Annotated in this window: 13 protein-coding genes; all 13 read right to left on the bottom strand. The window is 67.1% G+C overall.

All coding sequences use genetic code 11. From position 1 onward, the window contains the following. Positions 1-35: 35 nt before the first annotated feature. The 13 genes from H0A72_RS03750 to H0A72_RS03690 all read right to left on the bottom strand — a co-directional run bounded on the left by H0A72_RS03750 (position 36) and on the right by H0A72_RS03690 (position 15,713). Positions 36-1,589, bottom strand: coding sequence for a THUMP domain-containing protein (locus H0A72_RS03750; protein ID WP_180153729.1), 1,554 nt, complete (start codon positions 1,587-1,589; stop codon positions 36-38). 12 nt (positions 1,590-1,601) lie between these two features. Next, the gene (locus H0A72_RS03745) at positions 1,602-2,018 is read right to left on the bottom strand and encodes a CopD family protein (RefSeq protein ID WP_180153728.1); all 417 of its coding nucleotides are present in this window, start codon (positions 2,016-2,018) and stop codon (positions 1,602-1,604) included. A 12-nt stretch (positions 2,019-2,030) separates the two neighbouring features. Continuing rightward, positions 2,031-3,317, bottom strand: coding sequence for a glutamate-5-semialdehyde dehydrogenase (locus H0A72_RS03740; RefSeq protein ID WP_180153727.1), 1,287 nt, complete (start codon positions 3,315-3,317; stop codon positions 2,031-2,033). Positions 3,318-3,375: 58 nt separating this feature from the next. Then, entirely contained in the window at positions 3,376-4,449 is a 1,074-nt protein-coding gene (holA, locus tag H0A72_RS03735; protein WP_180153726.1) for a DNA polymerase III subunit delta, read from the bottom strand. A gap of 5 nt (positions 4,450-4,454) precedes the next feature. Continuing rightward, the gene (locus H0A72_RS03730; protein ID WP_180153725.1) at positions 4,455-5,120 is read right to left on the bottom strand and encodes an LPS-assembly lipoprotein LptE; all 666 of its coding nucleotides are present in this window, start codon (positions 5,118-5,120) and stop codon (positions 4,455-4,457) included. Between the two features lie 7 nt (positions 5,121-5,127). Beyond that, complete coding sequence (gene leuS / locus H0A72_RS03725) at positions 5,128-7,785, bottom strand: leucine--tRNA ligase (protein ID WP_180153724.1); 2,658 nt, start codon at positions 7,783-7,785, stop codon at positions 5,128-5,130. A gap of 231 nt (positions 7,786-8,016) precedes the next feature. Then, the gene (gene rpmG / locus H0A72_RS03720; protein ID WP_003810296.1) at positions 8,017-8,184 is read right to left on the bottom strand and encodes a 50S ribosomal protein L33; all 168 of its coding nucleotides are present in this window, start codon (positions 8,182-8,184) and stop codon (positions 8,017-8,019) included. Positions 8,185-8,215: 31 nt separating this feature from the next. Next, positions 8,216-8,452, bottom strand: a complete 237-nt coding sequence (rpmB, locus tag H0A72_RS03715; protein WP_180067524.1) for a 50S ribosomal protein L28 — start codon at positions 8,450-8,452, stop codon at positions 8,216-8,218. A 243-nt stretch (positions 8,453-8,695) separates the two neighbouring features. Then, positions 8,696-10,297, bottom strand: a complete 1,602-nt coding sequence (locus H0A72_RS03710; RefSeq protein ID WP_180153723.1) for a DHA2 family efflux MFS transporter permease subunit — start codon at positions 10,295-10,297, stop codon at positions 8,696-8,698. Positions 10,298-10,299: 2 nt separating this feature from the next. After that, positions 10,300-11,496 carry an HlyD/EmrA/EmrK family protein gene (locus tag H0A72_RS03705; protein ID WP_180153722.1) on the bottom strand — a complete coding sequence of 399 codons (1,197 nt, stop codon included), beginning with the start codon at positions 11,494-11,496 and terminating at the stop codon, positions 10,300-10,302. Positions 11,497-11,513: 17 nt separating this feature from the next. Further along, a complete protein-coding gene (locus tag H0A72_RS03700) occupies positions 11,514-12,911 on the bottom strand; it encodes an efflux transporter outer membrane subunit (RefSeq protein ID WP_180153721.1) in 1,398 nt (465 codons plus the stop codon). A 184-nt stretch (positions 12,912-13,095) separates the two neighbouring features. Continuing rightward, entirely contained in the window at positions 13,096-13,632 is a 537-nt protein-coding gene (locus tag H0A72_RS03695) for a MarR family winged helix-turn-helix transcriptional regulator (RefSeq protein ID WP_180153720.1), read from the bottom strand. A gap of 86 nt (positions 13,633-13,718) precedes the next feature. Next, on the bottom strand, positions 13,719-15,713 hold the full coding sequence (locus H0A72_RS03690; RefSeq protein ID WP_180153719.1) for a ligand-gated channel protein: 1,995 nt from the start codon (positions 15,711-15,713) through the stop codon (positions 13,719-13,721). Positions 15,714-15,816: the final 103 nt, after the last annotated feature.

Here is a 15,816-nt window from a genome sequence, read left to right as displayed (position 1 = left end):
TGCATCGCACAAAAGGTGTCGCCGCCGCGCTACGGTCAGGTCTTGCGGTAGCTTGCCGCGACCATTTCGAAGTTGAACAGCCGGCATTCCAGGCCGCCGTTGTACAAGGGATGCCGCCGCTTGGGCTTCAGCCGCAAATGGCGGGGCAGGTCGAGGTCGCTGGAAATGATGTTGACCTGCCAGTTGCTGTAGTGCTGCTTGAGATGGCGCGCCCAGTCTTCCCAGAGCCGGGCGTCGTCGCCGGGCAGGCGCTCGCCGTAGGGCGGGTTGGTGACCAGCCAGCCGTGGTCGGCGGGCGGCGGGAAGCTGCGCGCGTCGCCGACCTCGAAGCGTATGGAGTCCGGGGTCAGCCAGGCGCGTTCGGTGTTGGCCCGGGCCGCCTCGATGGCTCGCGCGTCCAGGTCGCAACCCACGATGGGGCTGTCGAGACGGGTGGCGATGCGCGAGCGCGCTTCGTCCTTGATGTCGCGCCAGTGGCGGGCATCGTGGCCGCGCAGCCGCTCGAAGCCGAAGGGACGCCAGACGCCGGGGGGCACGCCCAGGGCGATCCAGGCGGCTTCGATCAGGATGGTTCCGCTGCCGCAGAACGGGTCGAGCAGGGGCTGGGAAGGGTCCCAGTCCGACAGCGCCAGGATCCCGGCGGCCAGGTTCTCGCGCAGCGGGGCCTCGCCTTTCTCCAGGCGCCAACCCCGCTTGAACAGCGATTCCCCCGACGTGTCCAGGTATAGCGTGCCGCTGGCTTCGCTCAGGAACAGATGCACGCGGGCGTCGGGGCGCACGGTGTCGATGTCGGGCCTGGCGCCCTCGCGCTCGCGCAGGCGGTCGCAGATGCCGTCCTTGGCGCGCAGATTGCAATATTGCAGGCTTTGCATGGGGCTGCGGATGGCGGACGTATCGACCCGCAGGGTGTGCTCGGGGCCGAACCAGCGTTCCCACGGTGTTTGGCGCGCGAGTTCGAGGATGTCGTCTTCGTGCCGCACCGGGCCGTGCGCCACCTGGACCAGCACGCGCGTCGCCAGCCGCGAATACAGATTGGCCCGCAGGATGCCCGTCCAGTCGGACACGAAGCGGCAGCCGGCCCGCGCGGGCTCTGCGTCGTCGAAGCCCAGGGCTTGCAGTTCCGCCGCCAGGGCTTCTTCCAGGCCTTGGGGGCAGGGGGTGAAGACCGGAAAGGTTTCGTCCCGGCGGGTCTTTTGACGCCGGGCCGTCCCAAGGGAAAAAGCGCCCTCTTGGGAGGCGTCGGGCCCGAGGCGCGGCGCGGGGGCGTTTTTCTGCTTGCGAATCACCAGGGGCCGGTCGGCGGGCGCATCCGGGGGACGGGGCGTGTCGACGCCGCGAGTGTCCTCGGCCCCTGGCGCGGCGGGCTTGCGCGCGCGCGCCGGAGCGGGGCCGGCCTGGCCGGAAGAAGGCGCGGCCTTGGCGGCCGCCAGCGGCTGTTTTTCGCGTTCGCGTTCCAGTTGCGCCACTTGCCGGGCGCGGGCGCCGGACCGTTTGCGGCGCTCGCCCTCCGCGGCTTCGGCCGCGCCGGCTTGCCGGGTTGCGGCCGCTTTCTTCAGCGTCAGCGTTTTTCGGGATGGTGAGTCGGTCATGGGGTGTGGAGATCAAAAAGGACGTACGACGACCAGCGCGATGACGAGCAGCAGCAGAAGCACGGGAATTTCGTTGAACCAGCGATAGAATTTGTGGCTGCGCCGGTTGGCCTTGCTTTCAAAGGTCTTGAGCATGCGGCCGCAGGCCAGGTGGTAGACGGCCAGAAGGACCACCGCCGCCAGCTTGGCGTGCATCCAGCCCTGGCCCATGCCCAGGCCGTAGCCCAGGTACAGCCACAGGCCGAACACCAGCGCCAGCACCCCTATGGGCGTCATGAAGCGGTACAGCCGGCGCGCCATGCCGAGCAGGTGGGCGACGACGGCGGGGTCCTGCGCCTGCGCGAGGTTGACGTAGATGCGCGGCAGGTAGAACAGCCCGGCGAACCACGAGGTCACGAACAGGATGTGGAAGGTCTTGATCCATAGCATGGCTGGAGCCGCCTATCCGCGCAATTGACCGTTGCCCGTCAAGACCCATTTATAGGTGGTCAGGCCTTCCAGCCCCACCGGGCCGCGCGCATGCAGCCGGTTGGTCGAGATGCCGATCTCGGCGCCCAGGCCGTATTCGTAGCCGTCGGCGAAGCAGGTGGGCAGGTTCACGTAGACCGAGCTGGAATCGACTTCGCGCTGGAATCTTTCGGCCGCCTGCAGGCTTTCGGTGACGATGGATTCGGTGTGCTCGGAACTGTAGCGGGCGATGTGATCCAGGGCGGCGTCGATGTCGTCGACGATGCGGATCGCCAGGATGGGCTCCAGGTATTCGGTGCGCCAGTCGTCTTCGGTGGCGGGCAGGGCTTGCGGCAGGATGGCGCGCGTGGCGTCGCAGCCGCGCAGCTCCACGCCCATGCCGGTCAGGGTGTTGCCCAGCCGGGGCAGGATGCGGGCGGCGATGCCGGCGTGCACCAGCAGGGTTTCCATGGCGCCGCATATGCCGTAGCGGTAGGTTTTTGCATTCACGGCGATGTCGTGCGCCTTGTCGAGGTCGGCGGAGGCGTCCAGGTAGACATGGCAATTGCCGTCCAGGTGCTTGATGAGCGGGACCTTGGCTTCGGCGGCCAGGCGGGCGATCAGGCCCTTGCCGCCGCGCGGGACGATGACGTCGACGTAGTCGGTCATGGTGACCAGATGGCCGACCGCGGCGCGGTCGGTGGTGCCGACGACCTGGACGGCGTGCCGCGGCAGGCCGGCGTCGGCCAGTCCTTGGGCGATGACCGCCCCCAGCGCGCGGTTGGAATGGAAGGCCTCGCTGCCGCCGCGCAGGATGGTGGCGTTGCCGGATTTCAGACACAGTGCCGCCGCGTCGATGGTGACGTTCGGGCGGGACTCGTAGATGATGCCTATGACCCCGAGCGGCACGCGCATCTGCGCGACGCGCATGCCGTTGGGGCGGGTGGTGCTGGCGGACAGGCTGCCGACCGGGTCGGGCATGTCGGCGATCTGGCGCAGGCCGTCAGCCATGTTGGCGATGGCCTTGTCGGACAGCTGCAGGCGGTCCAGCATGGCGCCGCTGATCTGGCTGGCGCGGGCGGCTTCCAGGTCTTTCGCGTTTTCGGACTGCAGGACGGCTTTCTGGTCGAGCAGGCGGTCCGCCATGGCGCGCAGGGCGACGGCCTTGGCCTGCCCGGAGGCGTTGCGCATGGCGCGCGCCGCCTGCCTGGCCTGGCGGCCCAGCTGGATCATTTCCGCGGCGATATCGGCGGAGGGTGTGGTGTAGGTCTGTTCTGTCATGATGGCCGAGGGTGCTGTCGTGCTTGGAGGAATTATCCCAGTTATTCGCGGATCGCGTTCAGGCGGCCACGCCGCGCGGCTTGCGCGGCCGGGAAACGGCGATGCGCAGGGCCAGCCTGCCCAGTTCTTCCCAGGGATCATCCAGCCGTCCGGGCACCTTCAGGCCCTTGATCAGGCGATCGATGTCGTGCGCATGCTGGACCGCCGCGGGCCAGCTGCCGGGCGGGACGCGGTTCAGCGCCTGCCGCAGCAATTGCTCGCGCTGCCCGAAGACGCGCTGGCGGCGCAGCTCGGCCTGGATGTCGCCGCCGGCCTGCGCGGCCGCCAGGCGCGCCAGCACGCGTACCTCGTCGCCCACGGCCCACAGGACCAGCGGCAGGGCTTCGCCTTCGGCGCGCAAGCCGGCAAGTATGGCCAGCGCCCGGGCCGGGTTGCCGGCCAGCATGGCGTCGCGCAGCCCGAAGACGTCGTAGCGGGCGACGTTCAGCACCGCCTGCTCGACGTCCTGGGCGCTGAGCCGGCCTTCCGGATAGAGCAGGCCCAGCTTCTGGATTTCCTGGAAGGCCGCCAGGAGATTGCCTTCGACTTTGTCGGCCATCCATTCCAGCGTTTCGCGGTCCAGCTGCTGGTTCTGCCGCGCCAGCCGCTGGGCGATCCATTGCGGCAGCGCCGGACGCTCGATCTGCGAAATTTCCACCGAGGTGGCGGCGCCGAACAGGCCTTGGGCCCATTTCGCGGCGCGCGTGGCCCTGTCCAGCCGCGGCAGGCTGACCAGCAGCATGGTGTCCGCCAGGGCGCCGCCGCCGGCCATCTCGGCCAGCTTGAGCAGGGTGTCGGCGCCCGTCTTCCCGGGCTTGCCGGATGGAATCGATACGTCGACCAGCCGGCGGTCGCCGAACAGCGAAACGTTCTGCGTCGCGCCGATCACCGAGGACCAGTCGGACCGGGCATCCAGCGTCATGCTGATGCGTTCGCCGAACCCGGCGCGGGCGGCGGCCGCCCGCAGGGCGTCGCAGGTCTCGATGACCAGCAGGGGCTCGTCGCCCGAAACGACGTAGAGCGTGTCGAGCTGGGGGGGCGAGGCCAGGCGCAGCTGGCCGATGAGGCTGTCGGGGTCGAGTTGGCGTCCCATGGCGCTCAGTACAGGCCCGGTCCGACTCTTGGGGAGCCCCAGGGCGTCGGCGGCTGCGGGATGGCGGCGGGCGGCGGCGCGTCGGCCGCCTCCGAGGCGTCGGCGGGCGGCAGGTCCTGGGACTGGGCATAGGCCTGGCGCACGTCGGGCGAGGCGAGATGGCGCACGATGCGGTCTATCAGCAACTGCTGCATGCGCTTGAAGACGGTGTTGATTTCCCCTTGCTTGGCCTGGACCGCGGTGTCGTCGTAGGGCAGTTCGCGGGTCGAACGCAGCGTGGTGGGAGGCAGGACGACGTGACCCTTGGAGTCGGTGACCTGGAAGACGAATTCCAGGTTGAGCTCGTATTCCTCGACGCGGCCCTGGGCGTCCAGCGAGAGCTCGCGCAGGCTTTCGACGCTCGATAGCTGCGTCAGCCTGACCTGAGCCTGCGTGACGTCCTCGACGATGCGCGTGTCCGGCGAACTGGCGGTGATGGCCCGGCGCAGATTGGAGCCGAACTCCGAGTTCTGCGGGACGTTGGTGTAGAGGGTGGTGAAAGGCAGCTGGGCCGCGCCCTTCAGGTGGAAGCCGCAGGCGGCCAGCAGCATGCAGAGCGCCAGGCCCGCGAGCCCCCGCAGGCGGCGTCGCACGGAGGCGGTGTACGGGAGCGTGGGCGAGGTGCTGTGCATGCGGGTGTCATCCAACGATGTTGACCAGTTTTCCGGGAACGACGATGACGCGTTTGGGCGCGCGGCCTTCCAGGAAACGTATCGCGGCGTCGTGCGCCACGGCGGCGGCTTCGATCTGTTCCTTGCCGGCGCTGTTGGCGACTTTGATCGAACCGCGCAGTTTGCCGTTGACTTGCAGCACGAGCTCGATTTCGTCCGCGATGGTGGCGGCTTCGTCGACGGCGGGCCAGGGGGCGTCGAGCAGGTCGCCATGCACGGTGTCGTAGCCCAGGTCCTGCCAGAGCTTCCAGGTGATGTGCGGAACGACCGGATACAGCACGCGCAGCAGGATCGAGGTGGTCTCGGCCAGCGCCCAGTTGGCCGCGGGCGTGTCGGGCAGGCCGGCCGCTTCCAGGGCGTTGAGCATCTTCATGCAGGTGGAGACCACGGTGTTGTACTGGATGCGCTGGTAGTCGTAGTCGGCCTGCTTGAGCAGCGTGTGGATTTCCAGGCGCAGGCCTTTGGCGGCGGCATCCTCGCCGCCCAGGCCCGGATTGGCGCCGTGGCCTTTCAGGATGGCGTCGCGGTTCGCGTAGCAGAACGCCCACAGGCGCCGCAGGTAGCGGTTGGCGCCTTCCACGCCGGAATCCGACCATTCCAGCGTCTGCTCCGGCGGGCTGGCGAACATGACGAACAGGCGCGCGGTATCGGCGCCCAGGGAGTCGATGAGCGATTGCGGATCGACGCCGTTGTTCTTGGACTTGGACATCGTGCCGATCCCGCCGTATTGCACCGGAGTGCCGTCGGCGATGCGCTTGGCGCCGATGATGGCGCCCTTGGCGTCGTAGACGTTCTCGACTTCGTCGGGCCAGAAGTACTCGATGCCGCCGTGCTCGTTCTTGCGCGAATAGATGTGGTTGAGCACCATGCCCTGGCACAGCAGGCGGGTGAAGGGCTCGCTGAACTTGACCAGGCCCAGGTCGCGCATGACGCGCGTCCAGAAACGGGCATACAGCAGGTGCAGGACGGCATGTTCGATGCCGCCGATGTACTGGTCCATGGGCATCCAGTAATCATTGCGCTCGTCGACCATGGCCGCGTCGTTGCCGGGCGAGGTATAGCGCATGAAATACCAGGACGAGTCCACGAAGGTGTCCATGGTGTCGGTTTCGCGGCGCGCCGCGGCGCCGCACTTGGGGCAGGAGCAGGACAGGAAGGCTTCGTGCTTGGCCAGGGGGTTGCCGCTGCCGTCCGGGATGAGTTCCTCGGGCAGCACGACGGGCAAGTCTTTTTCGGGCACGGGCACGGGGCCGCAGTCCGGGCAGTGGATGATGGGAATGGGCGTGCCCCAGTAGCGCTGGCGCGAGATGCCCCAGTCGCGCAGGCGCCAGGTCGTCTGTTTTTCGCCCAGGCCTTTTTCCCGCAGATCGGCGGCGATGGCGTCGACGGCCTGCGCATGGGCGAGGCCGTCGTACTTGCCCGAGTTCACGGTGCGCCCCTGCTGCTTGTCGCCGTACCAGTCCTGCCAGGCGTCCGCCGAGTAGGCCTTGCCGGGGACGGCGATGACGTCGCGGATGGGCAGGCCGTATTTCTTGGCGAAGGCGAAGTCGCGTTCGTCATGCGCGGGCACGCCCATGACGGCGCCGTCGCCGTAGCTCATGAGCACGTAGTTGCCGACCCAGACTTCGACCTGGTCGCCCGTGAGCGGATGGGTGACGGACAGGCCGGTGCGCATGCCTTCTTTTTCGCGCGTCGCCAGTTCGGCTTCGGTCGTGCCGCCGTGCTTGCAGTCTTCGATGAAGGCCGCGAGCGCGGGATCGGACTTGGCCGCATGGGCGGCCAGCGGGTGTTCCGGCGCAACCGCGCAGAAGGTGACGCCCATGATGGTGTCGGCGCGCGTCGTGAACACGTACATGCGGCCGTCCTGTATGGGCGCGCCGGAGTCGTCGCGGATGTCGTGGGTGAAGGCGAAGCGCACGCCTTCGCTCTTGCCTATCCAGTTTTCCTGCATCAGCCGCACGCGCTCGGGCCAGCCGGGCAGGCCGTTCTTGACCTGTTCCAGCAGCTCTTCGGCGTAGTCGGTGATGCGCAGGTAGTAGCCGGGGATCTCGCGCTTTTCGACCAGCGCGCCCGAACGCCAGCCGCGCCCGTCTATGACCTGTTCGTTCGCCAGCACGGTCTGGTCGACCGGGTCCCAGTTGACGACTTGGGTCTTGCGGTAGGCGATGCCTTTTTCCAGCATCTTCAGGAACAGCCACTGGTTCCATTTGTAGTACTTGGGATCGCAGGCGCACATTTCGCGCGACCAGTCTATGGCCAGCCCCATCGCCTGCATCTGCTTCTTCATGTAGGCGATGTTGTCGTACGTCCATTGGGCGGGCGGGACCTTGGACTTGATGGCGGCGTTCTCGGCGGGCATGCCGAAAGCGTCCCAGCCCATGGGCATGAGGACGTTGTAGCCGCGCATGCGCAGCTGCCGCGTCATCATATCGTTGATCGTGTAGTTGCGAACGTGGCCCATGTGCAGCTTGCCGCTGGGGTAGGGCAGCATGGAACATGCATAGAACTTGGGCTTGGGCGAGCCGTCGGCCGCCGTGGCGTTTTCGGTGACGCGATAGGCATCGCGTGCCTGCCAGTTCTGGTGAGAGACTTTTTCGACGTCGTTGGGGCTGTAGCGTTCCTGCATGGGATCCGGAAAATTCGCAAATGGTTGTGTAAACCAGAGATTATAGGATGCTTCGCGCGCGGGCATGGCGGGCGTGCGGGAGCGCCGGGCCGCCGGCAGCGCCGTTGCGGCGTACAAAGCAAAAGACCCCGCCAGGGCAGGGTCTTTCAGAAGGACTGGGGAAGGAAGCCTTGATCGAATCCGGCCGGGGCGAACCGGATCGGATTTGGAGCGCCAGGCCCAGGCAAGCTCTTATTTGAGCTTGGTTTCCTTGTAGTCGACGTGCTTGCGCGCAACGGGATCGAACTTCTTGATCAGCATTTTTTCCGGCATGTTGCGCTTGTTCTTGGTGGTCGTGTAGAAGTGACCGGTGCCGGCGGTGGACTCGAGCTTGATTTTCTCGCGGATACCTTTTGCCATGATGAGCTCCTTGGTTTAGTTCGCGAGCGGCTCAGGCCAGCTCGCCGCGGGCGCGCAGGTCGGCCAGGACGGCGTCGATACCGACTTTGTCGATGGTGCGCAGGGCGCTGGTGGAAACGCGCAGGCGCACCCAGCGGTTTTCGCTTTCAACCCAGAAGCGGCGCGATTGCAGGTTGGGAAGGAAGCGACGCTTGGTTTTGTTGTTTGCGTGCGAAACATTGTTGCCCACCATCGGGCCTTTGCCGGTAACTTGGCATACGCGTGCCATGGTCATACCCCTTGAAAATATGCTTTGAATGCCGTGGCGCTGCTGGGGCTTGTACTGCCGGGCTTGCACAAGCCTTGCTAAGCAAGCCTTGTGGCTGACGCTGGCCCAAAAGCAACCCAAAAGCATCCGTAAAGCCTAGTATTCTAATGTGAAACAGCACTTTGGGTCAAGCAGGGCATTGACAGCAGGGCAAGCACGGCGGCTGCCGCGGCGTGGCGGCGGCGCGGGGCCCGGCAGGCGGGTTCAATGCGCCCCGGCCGCGCCGGCGCCGGCGCCCTTGGCGGCGGAAGGCCGGGCCACCCAGATCAGCGCGATCATCACCAGGAACAATATGCCGGAGGCATAGAAGATGTCCAGCGCCGACAGCGTGAAGGCCTGCTGGTTGATCAGGCGGTCGATCAGCATGGCGCCCTGGCCGCCGTCCAGGCCTTTTTGCCGCAGGCCCGCGACCAGGGCGTCGAACGCGGGCTCGCCCGGCCTGGCGGCTTCGGCCAGGTGGGCGTGATGCAGGTTGGCGCGGCTTTCCCACAAGGTGGTCGTGATGGAGGTGCCGAAGGCGCCGAACACCAGGCGCACGAAGTTGGACAGGCCCGCCGCCGCCGGGATGCGCCGCGGGTCCAGGCCCGACAGCGTGACCGTGGTGAGCGGTATGAAGAAAGTGGCCATGGCCGCGCCCTGGATGAAGGTGGGCAGCATGATGGTGCCGATGTCCACTTCGGTGCTGAAGTCGGCCCGCATGAAGCTGATGAGCGAGAACACCAGGAAGGCGAAGGTGGCGATCAGGCGCGGGTCGTGCCGGGCCAGCAGCTTGCCGACGATGGGCGAGATGATGATGGCCAGGATGCCCACCGGCGCCGAGGCGATGCCGGCGTCGGTGGCGGTATAGCCCAGGGTGTTCTGCATCCACAGCGGCAGGAGCACCACCGTGCCGAAGAACACGCCGTAGCCCACCGAGATCGTGATGACGCCGGCCGTGAAGTTGCGGTATTTGAACAGGGCCAGGTCGACCACCGGATGTTCGGCGGTGAGTTCCCAGATGACGAAGAACACGCAGGCGACGACGGCGACCACGGCCAGGACGACGATCTGGCCGCTGGCGAACCAGTCGAGCTCCTTGCCTTTGTCCAGCATCAGCTGCAGCGCCCCGACCCACAGCACCAGCAGCGCCAGCCCCATCTTGTCTATGGGCAGGCGGGACCTCGCCGAATCGCGCTCCTTGTAGATCCGCCAGGCGGCCCAGCCCGCCAGCAGGCCCACGGGCACGTTGATGTAGAAGATCCACGGCCAGGTGTAGTTGTCCGAGATCCAGCCGCCGAGCAGCGGCCCCGCCACCGGGCCCACGAGTATGGTCATGGACCACAGCGCCAGGGCCATGCCCGCCTTCTCCCGGGGATAGGAGCCCAGCATGAGCGACTGGGACAGCGGAATCATCGGCCCGGCGACCGCTCCTTGCAGCACGCGCGAGGCCACCAGGGATTCCAGCGACCAGGAGAAGCCGCAAAGCCAGGACGTCAGCACGAAAAGCAGCACGGAGGCCACGAACAGCCGGACCTGGCCGAAGCGCTGCGTCAGCCAGCCGGTGAGCGGCACGGTGATGGCGTTGGCGACCGCGAACGAGGTGATGACCCAGGTGCCCTGCGTGGCGCTCACCCCCAGGTCGCCCGCGATCGTGGGGATCGAGACGTTGGCGATGGACGAATCCAGCACGTTCATGAACACCGCGGCCGAGAGCGCGATCGTGCCCATCGCGCGGGCCCTGCCCTGCAGGGGCGGATGGGCGGCCGGCGTACCGGCGGCCGGCGCCCCGGATCCGGACCCCGTGGCCTGTCGTTCTTCGTCCGCCATGGTCAGGATCCGCCGTTTGCCGCGATGATTCCGGCGATCAGGGCGTCGGCCCGGTCGTCCACGGAGCCATACACCGTGGTGCTCAGGGCGTCGGAGTCGGCGATCCGCCGGGCGGCCGCCACGTCCTGGTCGGTCGGGTCGTGCAGGTCGACTTCCACCTGCATGGACAGGCCCACGCGCAAGGGGTGCCGCGCCACTTCCTCGGGGTCGAGCACGATGCGCACGGGCAGGCGCTGCACCACCTTGATCCAGTTGCCGCTGGCGTTCTGCGCCGGCAGCAGCGAGAAGACGGAGCCAGTGCCGGCGGCCAGGCCCTGCACGTAGCCGTGATAGCGCAGGTCGCCGCCGTAGACGTCGGCCGTGAGCGTGGCCCGCTGGCCGGGTTTCATGCGCCGCAGCTGGCTTTCCTTGAAATTGGCCTCGACCCAGAGCTGGTCCAGCGGCACGATGGTCATCAAGGGGGCGCCGGGCGCGACGTGCTGGCCCACCTGCGCGGAGCGCTGCGCGATCATGCCGCTCACCGGCGCGGGGACGAGGGTGCGCGAGCCGGCCAGCAGCGCTTCGCGCAGCTTGTCCGCGGCGAGCCGGACGTCCGGGTGGTCCTCGACCGCCATCCCGGCCGTGAGCGCGAGATTGGTGGCCAGCCTGGCCTTGGCGACCGCCAGGGCGGCCTGTGCCTGGGCCAGCCCGGATTCGGCCGCTTCCAGGGCGGTTCGCGCGTGCAGGATCTCTTCGCCGCTCACGCCGCCCGATTTGGCCAGGGCTTCGCGGCGCTTCAGGTCGCTGCGAGCCTTGGAGAGATCGGCCTTCGCGCGCTCGATGTCGGCTTTGCGCACGTCGATTTCGGCCTTCAGCGCGTCGTTCTGCACGAAGACGGCGCGGGTCTGGCGCAAGGTCTGCGCCAGGCCGGCCTTGGCCTTGCTGAGGGCGAGTTCGGCGTCGCTGGCGTCCAGCCTGACCAGCGGGGCTCCGCGCTCGACCCTGTCGGTGTCGTCGGCCTCGATGGCCACCACGGTGCCGGGTATCTGCGAGACCACCTGCACCAGATTGCCTTTCACATAGGCGTTGTCGGTGGCTTCGAAATGCGAGGCGTAGACCGCCCACCATATGGCATAGGCGATGCCGATGGCCGCGAATGCCAGGGTGGCGATGAGCAGCAGCGTCTTGCGCCGATATGCGGGTTTTCTTTCAGGACTCATGGAAGCGTCTCGTGCTTTCAGTTGTTCGAGGGATTCAGGTAGCCGCCGCCCAGCGCGGTGGCCAGCTGGGCGTCCAGCGCGTAGGCCCGCGCGCGCAGGTCGGCGTCGAGCATGGCCTGCTTCTGGACTTCGTTCTGCGCCAGCAGCACCTGTATGAAGTTGCCCAGGCCGGACCGGTAGCGGTCGACGGCGATCTGGTAGGCCGAGGCGATGGCGCGCAGGCTTTCGGCCTGGTCGTCGGCCTGCTGCGCCAGGGCCTGGATGGAAGCCGCCGAGTCGGCCACTTCCCGCACGGCGGCCAGCAGGGTCTGGTTGTAGTCGGCGATGGCCAGGTCGCGTTCGGCGCGGCGGGCGTCCAGTTGCGCGTTCAGGGCGCCGCCGTGGAAGATGGGCAGCGAGACGGCCGGACCCACGCCGTAAGTCTTGCTGGCGCCGTCCAGCAGGCTGCCCAGCCCCAGCGACATGACGCCCACGAAGGCGGTGAGATTCACGTTCGGGAAGAACTCCGCCTTGGCCGCGGACACCCGCCCCGCGGCGGCCTGGGCGCGTTCCCGCGCCGCGATCACGTCGGGCCTGCGCGCCAGCAGTTCCAGGGGCAGGGTCGCGGGCACGTCGGGCGGCATGCCTTCCAGCGTCACCGGGCCGATCCGCGCGCCGCGTTCGGGGCCTTCACCCAGCAGGGCGGAAATCTGGTGGCGCAGCAGCCGCGCATTGGCGGCCGCCTGGCTCAGCTGCACGCGCGTGGACGACAGCGACGAATCGGCCTGCTTGGCTTCGATCTGGGTATCCAGGCCGGCGCGCACGCGTTCGCGGGTGATGTCCAGCACGTTCTGCTGCTGCCGCACCATGTCTTCCAGCACGGCCTGCTGCGCCAGCGCGCCCTGCAGCTTGTAGTAGCTTTGCGCCACCGCGCCGGCCAGCGCGTTGCGCGCCATGTGCACGTCGGCCTGCGCGGCGTCGCGTTCGGACAGCGCGGCGGCGTAGCGGGCCCGGTTGCGACCCCAGAGGTCCAGGTCCAGGCCGAGGTTCAGGCGCAGGTCGGCTTCGGTGAGCATGGAGCCCCCGTAAGGCGGCGGGTAGATGTAGTTCGCGGAAAAGCGTTCGCGGGTGATGCTGGAAGAGGCGTCCGCCCGGGGCAGGCGTACGGCCTGTGCGCCGCGCACCGCGGCATCGGCCATGTTCAGCCGGGCGCGCGCGGCGTCCATGGACGGGTTGCCGGCCAGCGCCTGCTCGACCAGAAGATTCAGTTGGCTGTCGCCGTATCGGGTCCACCACCGGCCGGAGGGCCAGGCGATCGCGCCGTCCCGCAGGCCCAGCCGGGCCGCATCGAGCGGGGCCACCGCGGGTGTGCCGGGGTCCATGGCTGCGCAGCCCGCCAATGCGGCGGCGAACAATAGGGGAATCGCTGCTTTCATGCTGTTTATGGAAAGGGAGGGGCGTGTCCTCGCTGACAGGAAGCTGAATATATCTGCCTAGTAAGTAACTGCCTAGGCAATAATTATAAAGAAAGACGCCCGATCCGGGCAAGCGCCGCGCAAGGCCCGTGGGATGTGAAAGGCCAAGAGGGGCGTTCAGCGCCCGGCGGCGCGGGGCTCGGCGCTACTGCGGCGCCGCTTCGCCATTGGCCAGCATGCGGGTGATCATGCCGATGAAGAACTCGATTTCTTCTTGGCTGAAGCCGCGCAAATGGGTGTTGAGGGTTGCCGCGACGGCGGGAAGTATGCGCTCGGCCACTTCGTTGCCCGCTTCGGTGAGTTCGATGCGCACGCTGCGGCGGTCTTCGGCGCAGCGGCGCCGCGCAATGAAGCGCTTGGCCTCCAGCCGGTCGAGCGCGCGCGTCATGGCGCCCGTGTCGATGTTGGCGTGCCGCGAGAGCTCGGCCGGGGTGTCCACGTTCAGGTAGCGGATCAGCACCAGCGGCCGCCATTGCATGGCCGTCAGGCCCATGGGGGCCATGTGCCGGTCCATCATGCGGTTGAAGGAGGACTGCAGCTGCTTGATCAGGTGGCCGATGTTGACGTCGGGACCCAGCGATTCCGCCGTGGGGCTGTAGTAGCCGGCGGGCGCCCGGCCGAGATCAGGCTTGCGGCGCGGCGTGCCGCGCTGGGCGGGGGAGGGCGGGGCGGACTTGCTCATGGAGCAATTCTAGCGCCGAGATAGCTGCTTAGGCAATTACTGCATGAACAGCCCCCGGCCGCCGCCCCTTCCCGGCGCGGGCGGCTTTAGAAGCCCACCGTCAGCTGCGCCCAGTAGCGCCGCCCGTCGTACACGGCTTCGAAGGCCTCGTCGGTGACGCGCTTGTCGAAGACGTTGTAGACGCCGACGCCGAAGTTGACGTTCTTGTTCAGCTTGTAGTTCACCCCCAGGTCCACGAAGGTGAAGGACGGCGTGCCGTTGGCCATGGCCGTGCGGTTCAGGTAGTCGGACGTCTTGCCGCGGAAGTTCACGCGCGTCCACAAGCCGAGCCTTTCATTGGCGTCCCAGTCGAAGGTGGTGTTGAACATGTGCTTGGGCATCTTGTTCAGGGGCTGGCCCTCGAAGTCGCCGCTCTTCTGCTTGGAGTGGGTGTAGGTGTAGTTGGCCGACAGCCGCATGTCGTCGCGCAGGGACCACGTGGTGGTCGCCTCGATCCCGCGGATGTTGGCGCGGTCGACGTTCACCCGGTCGCTGATGAACTTGTAGCCCTGGTCGCCCGGAAACACGTGGCAGTTGGGCAGACCGTTGGGATCGGTGCACCGGCGCGTCTCGGAGATCTTGTCCTTGAAGTCGGTGTTGAAGAAGGTCAGGCTGCTGCTCCAGCCCTGGCGGTCGTCCCAGACCACGCCGAATTCCTGGCTGATGCTTTTCTCGGGCTTGAGGTTGGGATTGCCCACGATGATGGCGGGCACCCCGCCGCCGCCGCCGGTGATCTGGCCCCAGTCGGCGACGGCCTGGCGCAGCGAGGGCGCCCGGAAGCCCGTGGATATGCCGCCCTTGAAGCTGAGGTTCTCGGTCGTGTGCCAGACGCCGTACAGGCGCGGCGTCCAGTGGGTGCCGTAGTTTTCGTCGCGCGTCATGCGCACGCCGGTCGTCAGCGCGAAATCCTCGGTGATCGCCCATTCGTCTTCGGCGAACAGCGCCCACTGATAGCGGTCCAGCTTGCTGACGGTGGGATCGTACTGGTTGCCCTGGTCGTTCAGGCCTTCCTTCTGGTAGTGGAAGCCGCCGCTGACCATGTGGCTGCCCAGCGGCAGGTTCCACTGCGTATTGAACACCGTGTTCCTCAGGTCCATCTGGCGCGTGGGATTGTCGATTTCCTCGCGTTGCACATAGGTGTTGGAGGTGGCCTTGCCCCAGCGGCCGACGTGGGTCAGCGAATAGACGTTCTTGTCGTACTTGGTGCTGGAGATGCTGTTGGGCCGGCCGCGCGAATCGAGCGCCGCCATCGATTTGCCGGGCGTCGAGGTCCTTTCCTGCAGGGTGCGGGAGAACTCGGCGATCAGGTCATGATCCTTGTTGGGCGTGAGGGACAGCTTGACCGTGCCCGAGGTCGCATCCTGCTTGTTGAAGCCGTTCAGGATCTCGTCTTCCTGGCGGCGGGCCTTCTGGCCGTAGACCTGCAAGCCGAGCTTGTCGTCCACCAGCGGCCCCGCCAGGTAGAAATTGCTTTGATAGATGTTGCCGGAATCGGAATCCTGCTGCACCGTTCCTTCGTTGCGCAGGCTGCCCGTCCATGCCTTCGGCACCTTGCGCGTGATGATGTTCACCACGCCGCCCATGGCGTCGGAACCATAGAGCGAGGACATCGGCCCGCGTATGACCTCGATGCGCTCGATGGCCTGCATCGGGGGCAGCCAGCCCTGCTCGATGCCGGGGCCGTCGCTGTTGGGGCGGGTTTCGCGCGAGTTCTGGCGCTTGCCGTCGACCAGTATCATCGTGTAGGAGGGCGCCATGCCGCGCACGCTGATGTCGCTGGAGCTCGCCCCGCCGGTGATGACCACGCCGGGCACGTCCTTCAGCGCGTCGGTGACGTCCTTGAAGGCCTTTTTCTCCAGCTCGGCGCGCGGGATCACGGTGATCGAAGCGGGCGCGTCTTCGACCATCTGCTCGAAACCGGTGGCCGTCACCACCACGTTGTCCAGCCGCGTGACCGGCGCTTGCGCGTCCTGGCCGACGGCCACCGAAGAAAGCGACAACAAGGAAACGGAACAAAGCGCGCGAACAGTATTGGACGACATGCAACCCCTCTTCTTTTACAGAGTATGAATAAAGTTGAGAATTATTCTTATTATTGATGTGCCTGTCAATCCGATCGGTCATGCGCGGGCGAACTGTTGTGCG

The organism is Parapusillimonas granuli, from assembly GCF_013416525.1.
Taxonomy (GTDB): Bacteria; Pseudomonadota; Gammaproteobacteria; order Burkholderiales; family Burkholderiaceae_B; genus Parapusillimonas; species Parapusillimonas granuli.
This window is presented reverse-complemented; position numbering and strand designations above follow the sequence as displayed.